Source organism: Candidatus Accumulibacter propinquus, assembly GCF_056856495.1.
The window spans coordinates 1-20,805 of sequence record NZ_JBSEHC010000006.1; the positions used below are offsets into that span (position 1 = coordinate 1).

Below are 20,805 nucleotides of genomic sequence, written 5' to 3' on the forward strand. Positions count from 1 at the left end.
GCCTGCTCGACGTCGCGGGCGAGGCGGATGCCGGAGAATTGCCAGCACGCCGATGCCGGGAAAAAGTTGCGGTAGCTGGCGCGCACGTGCGCGTCGGGAGTGACGCACGACCCCCCGCGGAGGACGTACTGATTGACCATGAACTTGCCGTTGTACTCGCCGACGGCACCGGCTCCGGCGCGGAAACCGGGATACGGTTCGTAGCTTGAGCGCGTCCATTCCCAGGCGTCCCCGAACAACTGCGCCAGACCGTCAGCGACAGCGGCAGCGGGGTGAAACTCGCGCCTACCGGCGAAATGGCCGGCCACCGGCAGCGTAGCGGCCGCGTTCTCCCATTCCGCCTCCGTCGGCAGCCGCGCCTCGGCCCAACGCGCATAGGCATCGGCCTCGTAATACGAGACATGCGCTACCGGCCGCTGACGATCAAGGGGAACGAGACCGCCCAGGGTGAATTCCTGCCAATTCCCCGGCCGCTGCCAGTACAGCGGCTGGCGGCGGTTCTCCGCCAGGCGCCAGTCCCAGCCCTCGGCCAGCCAATGCACGGGATCGGCGTAGCCGCCGGCCTCGATGAACTGCAGGAACTCGCCGTTGGTGACCAGGCGTGACGCCAGCTGATAGGGTTCGAGGAACACGCGATGGCGCGGCGTTTCGTTGTCGTAGCAGAAGCCGGTGCCGGCATGGCCGATCGCGACGATGCCGCCAGGAAAGTCGTGCCAGTTCAGCTCTGGTGCGGCTTCGGCGGCCGCCGGCCTGACCGCGTAGGCCGGGGCCAGGGGACTGTGGGAGAAGAGGTGTTTGAGGTCGGTCAGGATCAGTTCCTGGTGCTGCTGCTCATGGTGCAGCCCGAGGGTGAGCAATGCCGCCAGATCCGGCATCCAGATGCGGATCCGCCGCCCTCTCGGCGAGCATGTCCTGCACGCGGCGATCGACATCGGCGCGATACGCGAGAACGCTGGCCAGTTCCGGGCGCGTCAACAGCCCGCGCTGCGGCCGCGGATGCTTGTCGCCGACGGCGTTGTAGTACGAGTTGTAAAGCACCCGGAAGGCGGCGTGAAAGGGCTTGAAGTCTCGCTCCCAGCGCTCGAGGACGAAGGTCTCGAAAAACCAGGTGGTATGGGCAAGCTGCCATTTCACCGGGCTTGCGTCGGGCATCGACTGCACGCAGCAGTCTTCTGCCGACAGGGTGGCGATCAGTGCCAGGCTGGCATCACGCACCAACCGGTAGCGGGCGGCGAGGTCGTTCGTGTTCATCGAGCCAGCCTCCATGAGGTCGTCAGGGTCGGGCAAGCAGCACCGCAAAGGCGTGCCCGGGATCGGTCCAGCACGAGCAACTGGCGAAGCCGGCGAGCTCGAGCAGGTGGGCGAAATCGGCGATGCGGTACTTGTAGCTGTTCTCCGTGTGGATGCGTTCGCCGCGGCAAAAGTGCCGGCTACCGCCCGGCCACGTCACCAGCGTGTCGGCGTAGGCCTCCAGATGCATCTCGATACGCGACTTCTCGCGGTTGAAGAGGGCACGGTGTCGCCACTGAACGAGGTCGAAATCGGCGCCCAGCAGCCGGTTGAGGTGCGTCAGGACGTTCAGGTTGAACGCGGCGGTCACCCCGGCGGCGTCATCGTAGGCCGCTTCGAGCACGGCCACGTCCTTGACCAGGTCGACGCCGATCAGCAAGGCGCCATCCGCGGCCAGCAGAGCGCGCATGCGACCCAACAGGGCAAGCGCCGCCGGCGGGTCGAAGTTGCCGATCGACGAACCGGGATAGAAGACCAGCCGCCGATCGGCCGGTATGTCGTCAGGCAGGGCAAGCTCGCCCAGGAGGTCGGCGACCACTGCGCGAACGTCGAGCGCCGGAAAGGCGTCGCGCAGGCCATCAACGGCCTGGTGGAGAAAGTCGGCCGAGATGTCGACGGCGACGAAACACCCCGGCTCGATCAGCGCGCAGAGGCGGCGCGCCTTTTCGCAGTTGCCGGCGCCGAGTTCGATCACCGTCGCGCCGCGGCCGACCTGCCGGCCGATTTCCTCGCCGTGGGCCTGCATGATCGCGCGCTCGGTACGCGTGAGGTAATACTCCGGCAAGCGCGTAATCCGCTCGAAGAGCACCGAACCCTCGGCATCGTAGAAATACTTCGGGGAAATGGTGGCCGGCGCCGCGCCAAGCCCGGCGGCGATTTCCGTGATTTCGGCGGCAAGAGCAGGCGAAGCTGGGGGCAATTCCGTGTTCTCCAGTCGTGTCCAGTGGCGGTTTCGGGTGTCACGAATTTCCGGCTCCCGGCGATCCCTGCGCGGCCAGGACTCCGGCCGCGTCACGCGCACATTCCGGCACTCCCTCTCGGTTCGCTACGCACCGGCAAACCTTACAACACTTCCGGCCGGGCTGGCGAGAAAAGGCAAACGCCCTACGCACGGTGTGCATGCCTGGTCGACAGCCCGTCCCAGGCATGCTTGCGGCCGCCGAGCGATCGCGCTTGACCTATACTCACCGCTCCCCTTGACCCACCTGACCACCCCCCGCCGCGAGGAGCACGCAATGCCTGATGGTACGCCCCCCGGAGCCGACCCGTTTGCCACCGAGCTACAAGCGCGGCTTGCCAGCGCGATTGCCCTGCGCGGGCCGGCCTATGTGCCGCGCACGCATCACCTCGACGGCGACGGGCGGCCGCTGTTCACCAACCGGTTGGCTCTGGAGACCAGCCCCTACCTGCTGCAGCACGCGCACAACCCGGTGAACTGGTTCCCCTGGGGTGACGAGGCGTTCGCCGAAGCGCGGCGGCTCGGCCGGCCCGTGTTCCTGTCGATCGGCTATTCGACCTGTCACTGGTGCCACGTGATGGAGGCCGAGTCCTTCGAGGACGCGGCGATCGCCCGCTTCCTCAACCGTCACTACGTCGCCATCAAGGTCGATCGCGAGGAGCGTCCCGACATCGACGCCGTCTACATGAGCGCCGTGCAGCAACTGACCGGCGCCGGCGGCTGGCCGATGAGCGTCTGGCTGACCGCAGCGCGCGAACCCTTTTTCGGCGGCACCTACTTCCCGCCACGCGACGGCGGCCGCGGCGGCCCGCGTGGCTTCCTGCCGCTGCTCGGCGCCTTGTCCGACACCTTCCAGCGCGATCCCGATCGTGTCCGGCAGGCGTGCACGGCGCTGGTGGAGGCGATTCGCCACGACATGCAGGGCGCGTACGGAACGGGCGGCGCCGACGCTGCCATCGGCTTGCCTGCCAGCGACGTCATCGACGCCACCGTCGCGCATTACCGGCAGTCTTTCGATGCCCGGTACGGCGGCCTGAGCCGGGCGCCGAAGTTCCCTTCGCACATCCCGGTGCGCCTGCTGCTGCGCTATCACCAGCGCACCGGCGATGCCGACGCGCTGCGCATGGCGACCCTGACGCTGGAAAAGATGGCCGCCGGCGGCCTCTACGATCAGCTTGGCGGTGGCTTTCACCGCTATTCCACCGACGTCCGCTGGCTGGTCCCGCATTTCGAAAAGATGCTCTACGACAACGCCTTGTTGGTCGTGGCCTACGCCGAGGCGTTTCAGGTCAGCGGCCGCGCGGACTTCGCCCGCGTCGCGCGCGAGACCTGCGACTACATCCTGCGCGAGATGACGGACGCCGGCGGCGGCTTCTACTCGGCAACCGATGCGGATTCGGAAGGCGAGGAAGGACGCTTCTTCGTCTGGCGCGAGGACGAGATCCGGCGCGAACTGGACGCTCTCGGCGACGGCGACACGACCGAACGTTTCCTTGCACACTATGACGTTCACCCGGGCGGCAACTGGGAAGGCCACACCATCCTCAACGTGCCGCATCCCGACGAAGCCGCCTGGGAGGCGCTGGCCGCTGCGCGTGCAAGGCTCTACGCGGTACGCGCCAGGCGCACGCCGCCCTTGCGCGACGAGAAGATCCTCGCCGCCTGGAACGGGCTGATGATCTCGGCCCTCGCCGTCGCCGGACGCATTCTCGACGCACCGCACTATGTCGCCGCGGCGGTGCGCGCGGCGGATTTCGTTCTCACTCGCCTGCGCGGCGCCGACGGCGGACTCCGGCGCAGCTTCAAGGACGGCCAGGCACGGCAAGCGGCCTTCCTCGATGACCATGCCTTCCTCGCGGCCGGCCTCATCGATCTCTACGAAGCCACCTTCGACGTGCGCCACCTGCGCGACGCCCTGGCGCTGGCCGAGACCACCGAGCGCCTGTTCGCCGATCCGGCAGGCGCCTGGTTCATGAGCAGCGAGGCGCACGAGGGCTTGATCGCGCGCGAAAAGCCCGCCTACGACGGCGCCGAACCTTCCGGAACTTCGGTCGCCCTGCTGAATGCGCTCCGCCTCGGCGTGCTCACCGACGACGATCGCTGGCGCCAGATCGCCGAGCGGGGCCTGCGTGCCAATGCCGCGGTACTCACCGAGCGGCCGATCGCCATGACCGAGGCCCTGCTGGCCGTCGATTTCCTGGCCACCACGCCGCGCCAGATCGCCATCGTCTGGCCGGATGGCGCGGCGACGGCCGGCGCGCCCTTGCTGGCCGTCCTGCGGCGGCACTTCCTGCCCGCCCGCGCGCTCGCCGCCGCGCCCGAATCGGCCATCGAAGCGCTGGCGCAAACGATCCCCTTTGTCGGCGACAAGATCGCGCAAGGCGGCCGCCCGACCGGGTATGTTTGCCGTCACGGTCGCTGCGAACTGCCGGTCAGCGATACGGCAGGGCTGGAGGCTCAGCTACGCGAAGCGGGCTCCTGAATTCCTGAGGCTCGCGGATGAGCGGATTGCCCGTAGCGCGCATGTCAGCGCGGCGGCGGATGGTTGAGGTACGTCACCGAATCGAGGATGCGCTGAACTTCCTTTTCGGCCTCGGCAGCCTGGAACACCAAGAAAAAGGTGAAGCAGAAGCCCCGATAGTAGGGGAACCAGAAGATCGCCTTGCGCGGGCCAAACTGCCGATCCTCCGAATCGAAGACCTGCAGCCGCTTCCCATGTCTTTCGACCTCGACGACCTTCCCGACGGTTCCCCGGTTGCCCACGTGGCGGGCCGTCTGATCGCGGGCTTTGCTGGTGTAAGGTGTGTGCCACTCGCGACACGCTCGCTCGCCGTCAGCGCCGGGCACCTTCTCAGCCAGGATGCTTGCCGTCGTGCCTGAAGCGGGATGCCGCATGAAGAGGAAGTGCTCGGGCATGAAAAACTCTGGCGGCTTGCCGACTTCGGAGACTTGTTCGTAGCCGGGCATATCGATCAGGAGATGCCAGTCCTCCCCCTCGATGTAGAGGCCCAGTTGCCCAGGCTGGCCGGTGGTGAAGATCTGATTCGGGAAGACTCGGAAGGACGCCGTGCCCGACTTCGAGGCGCCCTCTTCACTGGCCCAAGCCAACCCGCAGGCGACACGCAACGCCACTCCGAAGAGAAGCGCCAGACGCGTGATCCGGATCGCCCGCGCTGCCGCACTTTGCCGTGGCCGAATCACTTCGCGCAGGTTTCCCAACTAACTCGAGAAGATCATTTCGTCTTCCACTCCCTGGCAGCCACCCGATTCCCCGAGGGACGATTCATCACCGGAACATCCGCATGCCGGCGCTTGGGCCATCACTTTACTTCGGCATTTTCTTCATCAGTTCCTTGACATCCCCGCGCTCAACCTTGTTGCGGAACTCCTTGAGATCGAGCACCTTTGCCTGGGTGATGTTCTCCGTGAGATGCTCGGCAGCCGCCGTGCCGCCGTCGCTATACAAGAGGGAAATGCTCACGATGCTATCGCCAAGTCTCACGAACCCGTGGCGGTGATACCTGAACCCGTAGGTCGCGAAACCCTGCGAATACTGGGGTTCGTCACCACGGATGGTCACATCGTAATACTTGACACAGGTCTCCACACTGCACTTACTACGTGTATAGCTAACCGCATCACCCCGACCCAGCTTGGTTTGCCGCGCCGCCACGGTCATCGCTCCGGTCTGGTCTTCGGACGAGTTTGCTGTGCCGAGCGGAGCGATCAAGAACGAGAAAACCTCACCCTTTTCAGGCTGCCGCAGCTCGATTCCACCGATCGGACCGTCGGGCAGTGGCCGAAAGCCCCAGCGCCAGTCGATCGGAACGTTGAGGCGAATCCGGAAGTGGTACAGATAGAACAGTCGCTCGACGTCCGTATTCGTCGGCTTCTGGGCCAGATAGGCGACGGAATCGAGGATGCGCAGGACTTCCTTCTCGGCGGACGGACTCGATGCATCGAAATGGAAGTCGAAGCAGAATCCACGGTAATACGGAAACCAGTGCAGAGACTTTCGTCGGTAGTCCCGGAGTGGGAGACGATCGGAACCAAACTCGAAGACCAACAGTAGTTTTCCGTTCATTTCGACTTCGGAGACCGGCCCGGCTGTGCCCCCTTCGCCGAGAGAGCGGGCTGCGCCTTCTCGAACTTGACCAGAAGTGGCCGCATAGTGCCTGCGACAAGACTCTTCGCTATCAGCGCCAGCTATGCGCTCGGCGAAGATGCTGGCCGTCGTCTCTGAGCCGGGGTTGGTCATGAAGAGGAACTGGGAGGGAGAAGTGAATGGCCACTCGTCATGCACGAAGCCGGGCATATCGACGCGCAGTTGCCAATCCTCACCTTCGATCCACAGAGCGATCTGACCGGGTTTATCGGTCCGGACAACCTGATTCGGATAGGTAATCAGCGCAGGTGGCTTGCTGCCCGCGGCAAATGACGATCCTTGGCCGAAATGGAGCGAAGTAGCGTGCATCAGCAAGCTGACAGCCAACACGGCAACGGCTGTTCTGATCAGTATGGCCACCTTTCCGTCCCGGCACGATCCACGGCCGATCCTCACCTGGTTGCCAAACATGATTTTCCCCCCTTGAACGTCCGACACCAGGCGGCAACGACACGCTATCCCCCACACCAACGGTATGGCTATGAGTTCAATATAGTCCGGCGCCAGAGGGAGATCCACTCGCGAGTGATCTCTGCCTGCCGGCGCCCAGATGCGGCGCCAGATGAGCCGGGGCGCGGCACGGGCTCTCGTCGCTCAGGATCTTCTTCATCCCAAGAAACAGCAGTCCGCCGGACTTCCAGCATTATGGAGCAGCCATCCCAACCCCCCTGGGGCCGTCCCGGCGACGACGATTTCTTTCGAGCAGGCGCATTCTGCGAGCCCGGCCGTGGTTACACTGGTCCTCATGACGTACTCCCATGAGCCAATACCATGAGTCTGCATTTCCTGCTGAAAGCCGAAGCCCGGACGCGGTCCCTGGTGGAAGTCCTGGGCATGAGCGACGATGATGCCTTTACCCCGTCCCGCCGGGTTTGCGTATGGTGCGATTGGTGTAGTGCGGCGGGCGGCTGCGTGTGCGCTTCGCCACGGTGAGACTGCAGCCACCTCGCGCTGGCCTGCGTTCAGGCGCTTGCTGCGCCTGTCCCCGAAACTGGCCCAGTTTGGAATCAGGCCTTCTAACGAGCGAGCGATCAGATGCGGGTTGTCGCGCATTCCTCGTGACCGCGTCGAACACCGTGCCAGCAACCGCCTCAGGGCGGTTATTTTGTGCCTGCGTTACTCTCGGTCGCTTCTGCTGCAGGAGTTTACAACCACAACCGACCGCCTTGAAACCCGCGCAAATAAAGGAAGTGACCTCACGACCACTCGTGAGACCACCAGAGAACAGAGCGGACAGAGAGGCGTTGGCGGGAATAGGCGAAAAAAAACCAACCGAGAAAGGTTGGTTTTGTGAATTTTGGTGGCCAAGCGCGGAATCGAACCACGGACACGCGGATTTTCAGTCCGCTGCTCTACCAACTGAGCTACTTGGCCAACGAGTCGCGCAGTATACCCAATCGATCGCGCGTCGTCAAAAAACTTGGGAATGGATCAGTCCTGCTGCACGAATGGGCCAACTCCGATCCGTTGGCCGGTAACGCCTGCTTTCGCCGGCGTGGCGGTCAGATCACGGCGGGCTGTCGGGCAAGTAGGGCTTGGGTCGCAGACAGTGTGGTGCACACAAAAAGAGAGGAGGCCGTCGAGCGGTTGCTGGGGGGCCGGCAGGATCGCTGGGCGCGGCTTTTCCGGTTCGGAGAGCTCCTCGCACGTCGATTGACGGGTTTAGGTCGTTTCGTGTGGAACGGGCCTGAAAGGGACGAAGGGAGATACGGGCAAATGGATGAGTTTCCCGGCGATGAGGTAGGCCATGGCGATGAAGTTGTCGACGCGGCGATAGCCGCGGGCGCGGGCACGTGCCTCCTGAAGAGCTCTATTCATTGCTTCGACACGGCCGTTGTGTTTGCCGGATTCGAAGCCGTTGAGTACGCCAGGAAGGTGCTTGGTAATGGTCCTGCCGAGGCGCTTGAAGGGTTCCAGTCGGCAACGACAGGCCCAACTGAGCCAGCGCTTCAACAGGGGCTTGGCCTCGTCAGGTGTCTTGGCCGTGGCATAGATCGCGCGCAATGCTTCCTTGATGCGCCAGGCACGTGCGGTTTTGAGGTTGGAGCGCTGCAACCAGTGCATGGTCTGGGTTTGCTTGATGGTCCAGTCGGCGGGTTTCTTGTGCAGGCTCCAGCGGGTGCCTTTGAGTTCAGGTTCGCTTTTGACCTCCGCACGGCGCACCTCGTCCAGGGCCGTGCTGCCCAGGGCGACCACGTGAAATCTGTCGAAGCAGACCTCGGCTTCGGGAAAGTGTTCGGCGGCGCCGGCCTGAAAGGATCCACTCATGTCCATACTGACATGCGTAATCGCGCTCGGTTGGCCGCCATGCTCGGTGAGGTCGGTGGCGAACATCCCCAGCGTGGCCTTATCCCGGCCAGGCGTGGCAAACAGCAGGCGCGGCTTGTCTAGATCATGGAAAACAGTGATGTACGTCTGGCCGCGCTTACTGGCGGTTTCATCAACACCAATGGCGCGAACCTCGGCATGGCTTTCCTTGGCGCGCGCTTTGTTCACATGATGCTCGATCACGCGCCACAGTCTGCGACTGCGGACACGCAGCAGCCGGCCGGCCGCCAATACCGACATGGTCGGTGCCAGCATCAGCGTCAAGGCTTCGAACAGCAGGGTGAAGCGACTCCCTTCCCGTGCCCAAGGCACGGGAATCTGTGTCACCTTGTCGCAGACGGCACAGGCCACGCGCGGCACGGCGGCATGCAGATGAGCTTCATACAGGAAAAAATCCAGATGGCGCCACGAGCGCGCCAAGCGGTCGTGCAGTGGCTGCGCCGCCGTTCGACAGGCCGGACAGGCATGAACTGCTGCGCTGAACGTCACCTGGAAGTCAATCCGCCCCGCTTCGGGTGTAAAGATCACTTGATCCACTTGCCAAGGAGCGACAAGACCCAGAGCCTGGGTGAACAGCGTTTCAATCATGGGGAACCGGTCGAGAGAAGGAAGGCCGCTATTGTCCTCCATGCCGAGTGCGGCAGGCTGCCTCCCTCGGCCCGGAGGAAGCGTAAGCGAGGGGGCGGCGATGTCAAGGGTTCGGCTACGCCCGGACTTCGTCCGCCCTTGACATCGCCGCCCCCTCAAAACCACAAGGCCACCGCCCGTTCCACACGAAACGACATAGATCCCGATTGACCGATACAGGCACGGCGAACGTCAGCAACGGGCCAACTCTTCCGTTTGCCGGGCAGGTAGAGGACTTCCCCCTCAGGACCGTTCGCCCTGTCGGGCGAAAAAAAACCCGCCGGAGGCGGGTCCCTATTGCACACCTGACGCGATCAAGCGCGCGCGATATTCGATGCTTGCTTGCCCTTGGGGCCCTGCGTCACGTCGAAGGAAACCTTCTCGCCCTCTTTGAGGGTCTTGAACCCGCCCATGGTGATCGCGGAGAAATGAGCGAAAAGATCTTCGCTGCCATCGTCCGGAGTAATGAAGCCGAAACCTTTGGCGTCATTGAACCACTTTACTGTACCAGTTGCCATATTGCCACTTCCTTGAAAAAAGACTAAATCCGGGCATTTCCCGACTTGCATGCTTTTAATTCAACAACGGCCGGATCGGGATTTGACACACGCAGAACCACGACCCATCGGCTTGACTAAAAACATGTCCCCTTTTTACGCCAAGTCAGGCGTACCCGTCAACTGTTTTCCGCGTTTACGACTCCCCAGGCTGCCCAATTGCGCCAAGATTGGCCTACAGCGGTATTGCGCATCCGCAAAGACCCGTTAGAATTCATCCATGGCAACAAAGCATCAAGACGGTTCACTGCTCGAAGCAAGACGCGCGCAACTCGCGCCGCCACCACTGTACAAGGTCCTGCTGCTGAACGACGACTTCACACCGATGGATTTCGTGATCGTCGTTCTGCAAAAGTTTTTTGGCCTGGATAGAGAACAAGCGACGCGGATCATGCTCAAAGTCCACACCGAAGGGCGGGGAATCTGTGGAATCTACTCGCGCGATGTCGCGTCCACAAAAGTTGAGCAGGTCACAACCTTCGCACGCAGCAACCAGCATCCCCTGGCGTGCGTAATGGAGGAAAACTGAATGATTGCGCAGGAACTCGAAGTCAGCTTGCATATGGCATTTGTCGAAGCGCGGCAGAAACGTCATGAGTTCATTACCGTGGAGCATCTCCTGCTTGCCCTGCTCGACAATCCGTCGGCAGCGGAAGCCCTGCGCGCCTGTGGCGCCAATATCGAACAACTGCGCAAGGATCTGACACGATTTATCGGCGAACACACTCCGACCGTCGCCGGCGATGACGAGATCGATACCCAGCCGACGCTGGGTTTCCAGCGCGTGATTCAACGTGCGATCCTGCACGTTCAGTCATCGGGCCGAAAGGAAGTGAACGGGGCCAACGTCCTGGTGGCGATCTTCGGCGAAAAGGATTCGCACGCGGTCTACTACTTGCAAAAGCAGGGTGTCACGCGTTTGGATGTCGTCAACTTCATCGCCCACGGAATCAGCAAGGTTCCTCAGAGCGCGCCACGTAGCGATCCTGAGGTCGAGACTGAAAGCGAGCCGCCAGTGGCGGCCGGCCCGCTCGAGAGTTATACGATCAATCTCAACGCCCTTGCCCTCCAGGGCAAGATCGACCCGCTGATCGGTCGTGACCGCGAGCTTGAGCGCGTCATTCAGACGCTATGCCGCCGGCGGAAGAACAACCCCTTGCTGGTCGGCGAGGCTGGCGTCGGCAAGACGGCCATAGCAGAAGGACTGGCGCGCAGGATCGTCGAATGCGACATCCCCGAAATTCTTGCCAAAGCAAACGTGTACTGTCTCGACATGGGCTCGTTGCTGGCCGGCACCAAGTATCGTGGCGACTTTGAACAGCGCCTGAAGGGGGTTCTCAAGCAATTGAGCGACAACCCGCAGGCCATTCTGTTCATTGACGAGATCCATACGCTGATCGGTGCCGGATCGGCTTCTGGCGGCACACTCGACGCTTCGAACCTGCTCAAGCCGGCGCTCTCCACCGGACAGCTGAAATGCATCGGTGCGACGACCTACACTGAATACCGCGGCATCTTTGAAAAAGACCACGCCTTGTCACGGCGATTCCAGAAGATCGACGTCAGCGAGCCGTCGAGCGCCGAAGCGGTCGAGATCCTCAAAGGGCTCAAGTCGCGATTCGAATCCCACCACGGAATCAAGTACTCTGCCGCAGCCCTGACCTCGGCGGTCGAGTTGTCGGTGCGTTTTATTACCGACCGCCACCTTCCGGACAAGGCGATCGATGTGATCGACGAAGCGGGCGCCGCGCAACGGATCCTGCCGAAGTCCAGGCAGAAAAAGCTGATCGGCAAGATCGACATCGAGGAGATCGTCGCCAAGATCGCGCGCATTCCTTCGACGCACGTTTCCTCCGACGACAGGAACAACCTGCGGAATCTCGACCGAGATCTGAAAGCGGTCGTGTTTGGCCAGGAGGCAGCCATCGACGCGCTCGCCAGGGCGATCAAGATGGCCCGTTCCGGACTGGGCAATCCCAGTAAGCCGATTGGCAGCTTCCTGTTTTCAGGTCCCACCGGCGTCGGCAAGACCGAAGTAGCCAAGCAATTGGCCTACTGCCTGGGGAACGAACTGATCCGTTTCGATATGTCGGAATACATGGAACGGCACGCAGTGTCACGCCTGATCGGCGCACCGCCTGGCTACGTCGGGTTCGACCAGGGTGGCCTGCTGACCGAGGCCGTCACCCGGAAGCCGTACAGCGTGCTGCTGCTCGACGAGATCGAGAAGGCGCATCCCGATATCTACAATATCCTCCTGCAAGTGATGGATCATGGCACGCTGACCGACAACAACGGGCGCAAGGCCGACTTCCGGAATGTGGTGATCATCATGACCACCAACGCCGGGCAGGAAGCGATCCAGAAGTCCACGATGGGCTTCACCCCATCGAGACAGGCCGGCGACGAGATGGTCGAGATCAAGCGCATCTTCACCCCCGAGTTCCGCAATCGCCTGGACGCCACGATCTCGTTCAAGGCGCTCGACCGCGAGGTGGTCCTGCGTGTGGTAGACAAGTTCCTGATGCAACTCGAAGCGCAATTGCACGAGAAAAAAGTCGAAGCGGTGTTCACCAGGGCATTGAAGGAGCATCTCGCTGCTCATGGCTTCGACCCGCTCATGGGCGCCCGCCCGATGGCGCGCCTGATTCAGGACACGATCCGCGCCTCTCTGGCCGACGAACTGCTGTTCGGCAGGCTTGCCAGTGGCGGCCACGTTACCGTGGACATCGACGCAAACCAGAAGGTCAAACTGACCTTCGAAGAAGAGCCGGCGATCGTAGCTTGACCGCCGACGACCTCCCTGGCCAACCAGCCCGTAAGGATTTTGGTTCCCCTCAACCACCCACAAGGCAGGCAGCATGAGCTTCAAGACACCCGACCTCCTCGACAGACACGAAGAAAAGACCCAGAACGGTAGCGTCCGTGTGGTGGCACCGATGTTCCAGCCTTACGGCGGGCGGGCTTCTTTCAGTGGCCAGATCGTCACGCTCAAGCTGTTCGAGGACAACTCGCTGGTGCGAGAAGCCCTGTCCGGAGAGGGCAAGGGCAAGGTGCTGGTTGTTGACGGCGGTGGTTCGCTGCGTTGCGCACTTGTCGGCGACCAGTTGGCGTTCCTGGCCCACAAGAACAGTTGGGAAGGAATCATTGTTTACGGCTGCATTCGTGACGCGCATGACATCGGCCAGGTCGACATCGGACTGCGAGCGCTCAATACGCATCCGCTGAAGAGCGTCAAGAAGGGCGTGGGCCAGCACGATATGGTGATCAGCTTTGGCGGAGTCACCTTCAGGCCCGGCGAATGGATTTATGTGGATGGCGATGGGGTCATCGTCAGTGACCAACCACTCAACGGAGAAACCCGGTGACCCCTGCCATCGACCTGCTCAGAGCGATTCGGACAGGCCGGTTGCACGAGGTTCGTGCCGTGCTAGATGCAGGCGCGCCGGTTGAATTGCTTGATGGCCGTGGTGACCCCGGGTTGCCACTCGGTGTGGCCTGCTTCATGGGCTACGCCGACATCGTCCGCGAACTGGTCCAACGGGGCGCCAAAGTCAATACCGCAGATAACTCACAGCCCACATCTCCTTTGTCGATGGCTATTCGGGGGAACAGGACCGAGGTCGTCAAAATCCTGATCGAATTGGGAGCCGAGGTTCCGCCGAACATGGAAACCGGGCTCACGAAACAGGAAATGATGATCGCGCGCTGGCGAGGGCAGCAATACGGAACGAAGACGGTTACGCCTCCAGTAGCCAGCGACGAGCAGGAGCCGGTATTCGAGGAAATCGAAATGGTGCGTTGCTATGGTACGGACACTGCCGTGCTGGATGCGGACATGATCAGGGCCGCACGGGAAATGGACAAGAAATAGAGGGTTCCCGGACCCCGGTTCGACAGGACCCGGTGGACGGTGTTCGAAGGACCTGGAAACGTCCTCAAAAAATCATTGGCGAGCCGAACTTTGAGCACCATTGGCAAGAACGGTAGGCATGGCCCGCATCATGATCTATCGTGCGATTCATCCGCTCGTTGAGCGATTCGAGCAGGCCTACGACAAAGACGTTCGCCCCTGCAAGAATGCGATCAAGTCCAACGAAGCTCGCCACATTCGTAAGGCTGGCTTCGAAAAATGGTTCATATCCATTTTCCCCTCCCGGTGCGGGATGGTTTTTTCTTGCCGCGGTTCTTAAAAAAACTCCCGATCTGGCCCTATAACCAGATTGATGAGTTGCTGCCGCTCAGGACGGTCAACACCCTGAAGCCCACTTGGCGGCGGGCGCATAGAGCGCTGACTGTTGGATGCTACAAGCGGTCGTTTTTGCGCCTTTATTGGTCTGTTGACAGTTCAGCTGCTGGTAACCAAGTTTCGAATTCAGCGGACGGTGTTGTAACTACCAACGATGAAGTCGGCCGTCGCGGTTGGACCAGCAGCAACACCCACACCCCTCTATTTCTCTTCTGCCCGAGAATAGGGCAGCCACACGTAGATACCGCCATCTGCCATCAGCGACATGAATAGTCTGCCGTCCTTGAGCAGGTAGGAACGTACATAGGGCAGCTCGCGCATCATCTTCTGGTCGTGCGATCCCGGTGGACACGTCATGCGCGTCGTGGCGATCGGCCCGAAGGTCAGTGAGCCGGAATCGCGGGCAGCCGGCGTTGCTTGCCAACTGCCGGTGCCGCGATTGCAGTCGATGCGAAATGCCGCCCGGCCATCTGCACCAAAGCTCAAAGTGTAGCGCTGCGGCCCGGCGATCTTGGTCGTGCCTTGGGCGTCATCCATCGACTCGATGGCGACCAGTTGCCAGGAGGTACCCGACAAGGGTTGAACCGAACGCTCGGGGGTTGTCGTGCAGGCGCCAAGCATCAGGAGCAGTAGCGCGAACGAACAAGAGGATTTCATCAGACGCTCCCATTCTCACCAAATGATGATTCGCTTCTAGGGTGCCCGCCACATCGGGTCGCCTACGCGGGTGTCAAAAGCCTTGTGGAACGGATCTAGATGCAGCAATGGGCCGACAGGGTTTCCGTACGACTGCATTCCTCGAGCAGGTAAGCAATGGAGTGGTAGGGGCGGCCGGTTTCGGCGGTGAGGCCGATTTCGCAGGTGCGGTTGGTCGAGACTCCCTCGCAGCAGTTGGCGGGCAGTGCCGCGTGTACCTTGCGCAGGGCGTGCACGTTGAGTTCGGGGACAACGAAACCGCGGTCGCCGGCGAAGCCGCAGCAGGTGACGCCGGCGGGTTCGACGATTTCTTCGGCACACGCCGCGATCAGGCGGCGCAGTTTGCTGTCGGAGGCGACGCGGCGGACGCTGCAATTGATATGCAGGGCAATGGGTCCTCGCTTGCGCGTTACCATCAGACGGGGCAACAGCGCATCGTGGGCGAATTCATGGAAATCGAGCACCGTCAGGCGACCGGCGAGGTGCTTCTGCATGCGTACCGAGCAGGTACTGGCATCCATGATCACCGGATAATGGCCGCCATGCCCGTCGTCCGCCGCCCTGAGCAGCGCAGCGGTTACGCTCTCGGCCATCTGCTCGGCCTCCTCGGCCATGCCCTTGCTGGCGAGCATCTGGCCGCAGCAGAGCTTGTCGAAGCCTTCCGGCAGGCGCGGGTCGTAGCCGGCGCGCAGCAGCAGCTCGATGACGACCTCCGGCAGGGTCGCCTCTTCGGGGGTGTTGGCGCCAAAGATGCGGCCGCCGCAGGCGGGGAAATACACCACCGGGTCGCCCTCGCCGCTGCCTCTGTGGGGTTTGGGTGCCCTGCCGGCCTGTGGCATTCCCCGCTTCCATGCGCCGCGCGAGAGGCGAGCGACGAGGTTTTCGCCGACCACGCTGGAAACGGCATGGCCGATGGACAGGCCTACGCGGGAGGCGGTGGCTACCTTGCCGAAATTTTCCGCCGTCCAGTGCGCGACCTGATGCGACGGCGCCTTGTTCCCCAGCCCGCGGCCGCGCAGGCGGCGCGTCAGCTCGCCGGTGTCGATGCCGACCGGACAGGCGGTGGAACAAAGGCCGCAGCCGGCGCAGGTGTCGAGACCAAAGTAGGCAAAATCCTTGCCGACGTCGGCGGCCTCTTCGCCAGCGGCGGCACGCCGCGACAGTTCGCGCCAGCTGACGATGCGCTGGCGAGGCGACAGGGTCAAGCGATGCGAAGGGCACAATGGCTCGCAGAAGCCGCATTCGATGCAGCGGTCGATGATGTCTTCAGCGGCCGGCATCGGCTTGAGGTTCTTCAGGTGCGCCTGTGGGTCGTCGTTGATGATCACTCCGGGATTCAGCCGGTTGTAGGGATCGAGGAGCGTCTTGATCCGGCGCATCAGGTCGGTGGCCTGCCGGCCCCATTCCATCTCGACAAAGGGTGCCATGTTGCGGCCTGTTCCGTGTTCGGCCTTGAGCGAACCGTCGTACTTGTCGATGACCAGTTTGCAGACCTCGTCCATGAAGCGGGCGTAACGTTCCACCTCTGCCGCATCCGAGAAATCCTGGGTGAACACGAAATGCAGATTGCCTTCGAGCGCATGCCCGAAGATGATTCCTTCGCTGTAGCCGTGCTGGCGTAACAGCGCCTGCAGGTCGAGCGTGGCGGCGGCCAGAGACTCGATCGGGAAGGCCACGTCCTCGATGATCACCGTGGTGCCGGCGCGACGCATCGCGCCGACCGAGGGGAAAGTACCCTTGCGCACCTTCCAGTACATTTCGCAGGTGGCGGGATCGGTGGAGAACGTCGGCGCTTCGACGGTGGCGATGCCGGTCAACGCGCCGAGCGCGGCATCAATGCGCTGTTGCAGGAGCGCGGCGCTTTCCGCGCGCACCTCGATCAGCAGAGCAGCGGCATCGTTGCCCAGCGTCCGAATGATGGGTGGCAGGCCGGGCTTGTCTTCCACCGAGCGCAGGGCCGGACGATCGAGCATTTCAACGGCGGACACCGGCTCCTGCTTGAGGCGGATGACGGCTTGGCAGGCGGTCTCGATGGTGGGGAAGAACACCAGCGTGCTCGCCTTGCAGGGGTCCTCGACGACGGTGCGGTAGGTGATGCGTGACATGAAGCCGAGTGTCCCCTCCGAGCCGATCATCAGGTGGGCAAGAATATCGATCGGGTCTTCGTAGTCGATCAGGGCGTTGAGGCTGTAGCCGGTGGTGTTCTTGATCTTGTACTTGTGGCGGATGCGCGCTGCCAGTTCCGCGTCGGCGCGCGTGGCGGCGCCCAGACGCGCGAGTTCGTCGACCAGGGCAGCATGGCTGGCGCGAAAGCGGGCGACGCTGGACGCGTCCTCGGTGTCGAGTACGGCCCCGTCGGCGAACACGACGCGCAGACCGGCCAGGGTGCGGTAACTGTTCTGGGCCGTACCACAGCACATGCCGGAGGCGTTGTTGGCGGCGATGCCCCCAATCTTGCAGGCGCTGATCGAGGCCGGATCGGGGCCGATCTTGCGGCCATGCGGTGCCAGACGGTAATTGACCTCGCCGCCGATGATGCCGGGCCCGACGCGCACCGTGGCTGCGTCTGGCCCGATTTCACAGGTGGCGAAAGCTTCACCGATGAGGACCAGGATACCGTCGGTCACCGCCTGCCCCGAAAGGCTGGTACCGGCGGCGCGGAAGGTCAGGTGAACGCCATGCTGCGCGGCTACCGCCAGAACGTGCGCCACATCGTCTTCGCTTTCCACGACCACCACCACCTGCGGGATCAGCCGGTAGAAGCTGGCATCGGTGCCCCAGGCCAGTAGTCGCAGTTCGTCGGTAATGACGCTCGTTGCGGGGAAATGCGTGCGCAGGGCAGAAATGAGCGAGTTCATTATTGGCTTCCTCCTCCAGTGACCCGACGGGTGGTTACGCCCCTTTCCCTGCAACGCCGGCGAGGCATTCACTCCATGATAATACGTTGCACTTAACGAAAACCGACGGCGTGAAGATAAATCAGAGATAGAATTGACCTGAAATTGGTAGTACCAATTGTTTCCTGGAGTCAGGCGGGTCTTCGGGGAAGCTCGGGGAGGATGGCCATGGCATCGCACAGCGTTGCAGAACAGACCCGACGGGCTCTCGAAGTGCACCTGCTGGATGGTTCCTGGCCGGTCGGCACGCGTTTGCCTGCCGAGCGGGTCCTGGCGGAGACGCTGGGCGTTTCGCGAAACTCGGTACGTGAGGCGATTTTTTGCCTGAAGGAGCGCGGCCTGCTGTTCAGCAGGCACGGCAGCGGCGTTTTCGTCAGCGACCGCCTGCAGACGGCAATCTCGTCACCGTGGCGGCAACTGGTGGCAGCGCATCCGGACCTGCGTTGGGATACGCTCGAATTTCGCCGCGAACTGGAGGGGGCGAACGCGTACTACGCTGCGCTACGCGCCAACGCCAGCGATCTGGAGAACATCGAGGGCATCGTCAGGCGTCTGACCGACGCCTACGACACGGACGAAAAGGAGGAAGAGTGCCGGGCCGACGCCGACTTCCACGAGGCCATCGCCAAAGCCTCGCACAACAGCATGTTTCTCTACCTGCATTCAGGCATCGTGCGCATGCTGCGCGAGCACATCTCCCTCAATCTGATGGCCATGGAAGTTCCGACGGGAGACGTCACCGCACACCTTCGCCGGCAGCACCTTGGTATCTGGGAGCGGATCCGCACGCAGCAGCCGGACGACGCCAGGCAGGCGATGCTCGCTCACATCGACTTCACGTGGTCGGAACTGGCGCGCCGGGAAGACGCAGCTGCCGGCTGCCAGCGGCATCTGGATCAGGGAAGGTTGATGAAGGTCGCCGGATAGGCGGCTGGGTTCCTGCAAGTCGACTGCGCCGGCTCGCAAAGGCCGGCGAGAAGCTTCTGCAGGGCCCGCCATGCGGAAGAACCAACCGCGCCGCCGGCGCCACGCTGGTCCTGGCCACCATGAGACTGGGCTACGGACAGTGTATTGGGATGGTTCATGATGTCGACTCCTGGTGCTTCAGATGGCCCTTCGTGAGGGAATGTCGCCACGATAGAGGGCTGCGCACCGCGCGACAAACGATCGTTTCTCATGCTATCGAAGAAAAAGTAGTCTGAATCGTACCTCGTCAGCGACCAGAAGCCATTCACGGGTGGCTGCTGGCCTTTCTCGAAGTGCATGACGTACTTCTTCTCGCCGCTGTATCTCGCGGCAATGTCCGGCCCTTTCGAGGTCGGATACACCGCGACTTCCGGCCGGTTGGCGCCGAGGCCGATGGCAGTGACGAGTGCGCGTTGCACGTAGCTCGTACCGTACTGGCCGACCTTGGTCGAGAACAGCCAGCCGTTTTCAAGCTTGGAGTCGCCTGCGACGGTGCCGCCCTTCAACCCGCCCATGATCAGTTCCTGGGCCGGCTTGGGTGCTCCGGCCATGTCGATGGCCGGGTCGACCGTTCCAGGCGCTGGAGAGTAGGGCTTCTCGTATGCGGACAAAGGAACAACCGAAACCTTGTCCTGCAACGCGTGCACTTCCTTGTAGTCCGCGGGGGGGCCGGAACTGTAGATGCGCCCGAGGATCCAGACCAGCCCCGTCGGGGACTTGTACTCGGTCACGCCGGCGGGCAGTTTGCCGGTCCATCCCGGTCCGGTGATGGCGTAGGTTTGTGCCTTCGTGCCGGTGTTCCGGTTGCCAGGGACCTGGAATACGTTGGTCCAGCCGTCGAGCATCGGGAAGAGGAAATGACGCTCCTTCATGTCCGGGAGGCTCAGGATCCACGGCTCCTTGGAAACGTCTATCCAGGTGCTCGTGTACAGTGTGTCGGCGTTCGGAGCGGTTTGATGACTTTCTCCCGGAGGATGAGCCAGCCAGCGAGAATACTGATCCTCATCGGCGGAGGTCGGTAGCGGCGCTTTTTGGCGATGCGCTCAATCAGGCGCTTGCCCCGGAGCTTCATGAGATCGCAGGCGGCCTGTCGCCCGGTGTAGGCGTCGCGGGCGACTTCAGGCAGCGACGGACGCACTTCGTCAGCCAGATCTTGTACCGTGAAACCGTCGGGATTGGGCGCGAGAAGCAGGATGGCTTCGGCGACCGAGCGCATGCGCGGCTTCTGGAGATCGACGCCGGATAAGCGGCGATTGCCACGCTCGGTCGGTTCGATGAGGGAGTCAAGAACTGGTGCAAACTCAGCGCTGATGAGGGTTTTCAGCCAAGAGGGAAGATCACCGAATGGGAGAGGCGGATTTCGAGCGAAAAGATCTGGTCAAGGCGGTGGATAGAGCCTTGCGGGAAGTGGAACAAGGGGCGGCGGAAATGCACGTGGCCACCCCTGGCGGCCGGTTTCATGTTCGCTGGGACGATGGGGGAAGTGGTTGATGTTCTGGGCACGTGGCTGCTGTAGATCCTGGATGGACAGTGGCGTTATGCGCACGTGGCCGGGCTGCGCGGCGACGTAGTCGCGCCAGGGATTCTCGGCATGAACAAGGTCATCAGCGATGAAAGCCTACGCCGCGCCTTGGCGCATCTCGCCCCGAACCCACCCAAGGGCAGCCGTGACGAGGAGCGCGCTGGGCGCACGGCCCAACGGGCCAGGAGCACGGCCTGGATGGACAAGGCCCTGTTCGAGAGCAGCCGCGAAGCCCTGCGTACGCCCTGGATTCTCGACACCGACAGCAGCGTCAAGGTACTCTACGGCCATCAGGCAGGCGCCGAGATCGGATACAACCCCCCAGCCAAGCCCGACGGACCCAGCCCTACCCTGGACACGTACTGGATCGGCACCCTGTGCCTCTTCGTGACCGCTCGGATACGGCCACGCTCTGGGAGTATGCCGTCCTGGTGACCAACACGGACTACCGCCTTGAAGCCATTGGCCAGTTGTACCGGGATCGTGCCGATTGCAAGAACGGCTTCGACGAACTGAAGAATCAATGGGGTTGGGGCGGCTACATCACGCA

16 protein-coding genes, 1 tRNA gene and 2 pseudogenes are annotated in these 20,805 nt (G+C 62.6%); 8 read left to right on the forward strand and 11 right to left on the reverse strand.

Going from position 1 to position 20,805, the window contains the following annotated elements:
• Nucleotides 1–1,251: pseudogene (egtB, locus tag AC15MQ_RS18515) on the reverse strand (ergothioneine biosynthesis protein EgtB); the annotation flags it as partial.
• Between the two features lie 22 nt (nt 1,252–1,273).
• The gene (egtD, locus tag AC15MQ_RS18520) at nt 1,274–2,209 is read right to left on the reverse strand and encodes an L-histidine N(alpha)-methyltransferase (RefSeq protein ID WP_483080934.1); all 936 of its coding nucleotides are present in this window, start codon (nt 2,207–2,209) and stop codon (nt 1,274–1,276) included.
• Between the two features lie 316 nt (nt 2,210–2,525).
• Between egtD and AC15MQ_RS18525 the strand changes: the two genes are divergently transcribed.
• Entirely contained in the window at nt 2,526–4,730 is a 2,205-nt protein-coding gene (locus tag AC15MQ_RS18525) for a thioredoxin domain-containing protein (RefSeq protein WP_483080935.1), read from the forward strand.
• Nucleotides 4,731–4,774: 44 nt separating this feature from the next.
• Here the strand turns inward: AC15MQ_RS18525 and AC15MQ_RS18530 are convergent, their stop codons facing one another.
• The 5 genes from AC15MQ_RS18530 to AC15MQ_RS18550 all read right to left on the reverse strand — a co-directional run bounded on the left by AC15MQ_RS18530 (nt 4,775) and on the right by AC15MQ_RS18550 (nt 9,886).
• Nucleotides 4,775–5,449 (reverse strand): hypothetical protein, encoded by a 675-nt coding sequence (locus AC15MQ_RS18530; protein WP_483080936.1) that lies wholly within the window; start codon nt 5,447–5,449, stop codon nt 4,775–4,777.
• Between the two features lie 124 nt (nt 5,450–5,573).
• Nucleotides 5,574–6,824 (reverse strand): hypothetical protein, encoded by a 1,251-nt coding sequence (locus AC15MQ_RS18535; RefSeq protein ID WP_483080937.1) that lies wholly within the window; start codon nt 6,822–6,824, stop codon nt 5,574–5,576.
• A gap of 887 nt (nt 6,825–7,711) precedes the next feature.
• Nucleotides 7,712–7,787 (reverse strand) — tRNA-Phe (locus AC15MQ_RS18540).
• Between the two features lie 288 nt (nt 7,788–8,075).
• Nucleotides 8,076–9,329: an ISL3 family transposase gene (locus AC15MQ_RS18545; protein WP_483080938.1), complete on the reverse strand. Its 1,254-nt coding sequence runs from the start codon at nt 9,327–9,329 to the stop codon at nt 8,076–8,078.
• 353 nt (nt 9,330–9,682) lie between these two features.
• Nucleotides 9,683–9,886, reverse strand: coding sequence for a cold-shock protein (locus AC15MQ_RS18550; protein ID WP_042335273.1), 204 nt, complete (start codon nt 9,884–9,886; stop codon nt 9,683–9,685).
• Nucleotides 9,887–10,145: 259 nt separating this feature from the next.
• Between AC15MQ_RS18550 and clpS the strand changes: the two genes are divergently transcribed.
• From clpS to AC15MQ_RS18575, 5 genes are all read left to right on the forward strand, one after another.
• A complete protein-coding gene (gene clpS / locus AC15MQ_RS18555) occupies nt 10,146–10,454 on the forward strand; it encodes an ATP-dependent Clp protease adapter ClpS (protein ID WP_287655088.1) in 309 nt (102 codons plus the stop codon).
• Entirely contained in the window at nt 10,455–12,713 is a 2,259-nt protein-coding gene (gene clpA / locus AC15MQ_RS18560) for an ATP-dependent Clp protease ATP-binding subunit ClpA (protein WP_483080939.1), read from the forward strand.
• A gap of 73 nt (nt 12,714–12,786) precedes the next feature.
• Nucleotides 12,787–13,293: a ribonuclease E activity regulator RraA gene (rraA, locus tag AC15MQ_RS18565; protein WP_483080940.1), complete on the forward strand. Its 507-nt coding sequence runs from the start codon at nt 12,787–12,789 to the stop codon at nt 13,291–13,293.
• Nucleotides 13,290–13,799, forward strand: a complete 510-nt coding sequence (locus AC15MQ_RS18570) for an ankyrin repeat domain-containing protein (RefSeq protein ID WP_287655091.1) — start codon at nt 13,290–13,292, stop codon at nt 13,797–13,799. Before rraA ends, AC15MQ_RS18570 begins: the two co-directional genes overlap by 4 nt.
• Before the next feature lie 118 nt (nt 13,800–13,917).
• Nucleotides 13,918–14,118 (forward strand): hypothetical protein, encoded by a 201-nt coding sequence (locus tag AC15MQ_RS18575; RefSeq protein ID WP_483080941.1) that lies wholly within the window; start codon nt 13,918–13,920, stop codon nt 14,116–14,118.
• Nucleotides 14,119–14,375: 257 nt separating this feature from the next.
• On the opposite strand, the gene AC15MQ_RS18580 is transcribed toward AC15MQ_RS18575, so the two are convergent.
• Together AC15MQ_RS18580 and AC15MQ_RS18585 are read right to left on the reverse strand one after the other, a co-directional pair.
• Nucleotides 14,376–14,831, reverse strand: coding sequence for an META domain-containing protein (locus tag AC15MQ_RS18580; protein WP_483080942.1), 456 nt, complete (start codon nt 14,829–14,831; stop codon nt 14,376–14,378).
• Nucleotides 14,832–14,926: 95 nt separating this feature from the next.
• Complete coding sequence (locus tag AC15MQ_RS18585) at nt 14,927–17,728, reverse strand: FAD-binding and (Fe-S)-binding domain-containing protein (protein WP_483080943.1); 2,802 nt, start codon at nt 17,726–17,728, stop codon at nt 14,927–14,929.
• Between the two features lie 207 nt (nt 17,729–17,935).
• Between AC15MQ_RS18585 and AC15MQ_RS18590 the strand changes: the two genes are divergently transcribed.
• Nucleotides 17,936–18,694, forward strand: coding sequence for a FadR/GntR family transcriptional regulator (locus tag AC15MQ_RS18590; RefSeq protein WP_287655103.1), 759 nt, complete (start codon nt 17,936–17,938; stop codon nt 18,692–18,694).
• A 242-nt stretch (nt 18,695–18,936) separates the two neighbouring features.
• Here the strand turns inward: AC15MQ_RS18590 and AC15MQ_RS18595 are convergent.
• Nucleotides 18,937–19,686 (reverse strand): annotated as a pseudogene (locus tag AC15MQ_RS18595) (DUF1254 domain-containing protein); the annotation flags it as partial.
• Complete coding sequence (locus AC15MQ_RS18600; RefSeq protein ID WP_287655104.1) at nt 19,644–19,949, reverse strand: hypothetical protein; 306 nt, start codon at nt 19,947–19,949, stop codon at nt 19,644–19,646. The pseudogene AC15MQ_RS18595 and the gene AC15MQ_RS18600, both read right to left, overlap by 43 nt.
• Nucleotides 19,950–20,324: 375 nt before the next feature.
• Between AC15MQ_RS18600 and AC15MQ_RS18605 the strand changes: the two genes are divergently transcribed.
• Nucleotides 20,325–20,690 (forward strand): hypothetical protein, encoded by a 366-nt coding sequence (locus AC15MQ_RS18605; RefSeq protein WP_483080944.1) that lies wholly within the window; start codon nt 20,325–20,327, stop codon nt 20,688–20,690.
• Nucleotides 20,691–20,805 lie beyond the last annotated feature (115 nt).

What these genes read in the sequence shown, in the direction of transcription:
- AC15MQ_RS18525 (WP_483080935.1), top strand. Translation starts at nt 2,526, where the DNA reads ATGCCTGATGGTACGCCCCCCGGAGCCGACCCGTTTGCCACCGAGCTA.
- AC15MQ_RS18535 (WP_483080937.1), bottom strand. Translation starts at nt 6,824, where the DNA reads ATGTTTGGCAACCAGGTGAGGATCGGCCGTGGATCGTGCCGGGACGGA.
- AC15MQ_RS18545 (WP_483080938.1), bottom strand. Translation starts at nt 9,329, where the DNA reads ATGATTGAAACGCTGTTCACCCAGGCTCTGGGTCTTGTCGCTCCTTGG.
- AC15MQ_RS18550 (WP_042335273.1), bottom strand. Translation starts at nt 9,886, where the DNA reads ATGGCAACTGGTACAGTAAAGTGGTTCAATGACGCCAAAGGTTTCGGC.
- clpS (WP_287655088.1), top strand. Translation starts at nt 10,146, where the DNA reads ATGGCAACAAAGCATCAAGACGGTTCACTGCTCGAAGCAAGACGCGCG.
- clpA (WP_483080939.1), top strand. Translation starts at nt 10,455, where the DNA reads ATGATTGCGCAGGAACTCGAAGTCAGCTTGCATATGGCATTTGTCGAA.
- rraA (WP_483080940.1), top strand. Translation starts at nt 12,787, where the DNA reads ATGAGCTTCAAGACACCCGACCTCCTCGACAGACACGAAGAAAAGACC.
- AC15MQ_RS18575 (WP_483080941.1), top strand. Translation starts at nt 13,918, where the DNA reads ATGGCCCGCATCATGATCTATCGTGCGATTCATCCGCTCGTTGAGCGA.
- AC15MQ_RS18580 (WP_483080942.1), bottom strand. Translation starts at nt 14,831, where the DNA reads ATGAAATCCTCTTGTTCGTTCGCGCTACTGCTCCTGATGCTTGGCGCC.
- AC15MQ_RS18585 (WP_483080943.1), bottom strand. Translation starts at nt 17,728, where the DNA reads ATGAACTCGCTCATTTCTGCCCTGCGCACGCATTTCCCCGCAACGAGC.
- AC15MQ_RS18590 (WP_287655103.1), top strand. Translation starts at nt 17,936, where the DNA reads ATGGCATCGCACAGCGTTGCAGAACAGACCCGACGGGCTCTCGAAGTG.
- AC15MQ_RS18600 (WP_287655104.1), bottom strand. Translation starts at nt 19,949, where the DNA reads ATGCGCTCGGTCGCCGAAGCCATCCTGCTTCTCGCGCCCAATCCCGAC.
- AC15MQ_RS18605 (WP_483080944.1), top strand. Translation starts at nt 20,325, where the DNA reads ATGAACAAGGTCATCAGCGATGAAAGCCTACGCCGCGCCTTGGCGCAT.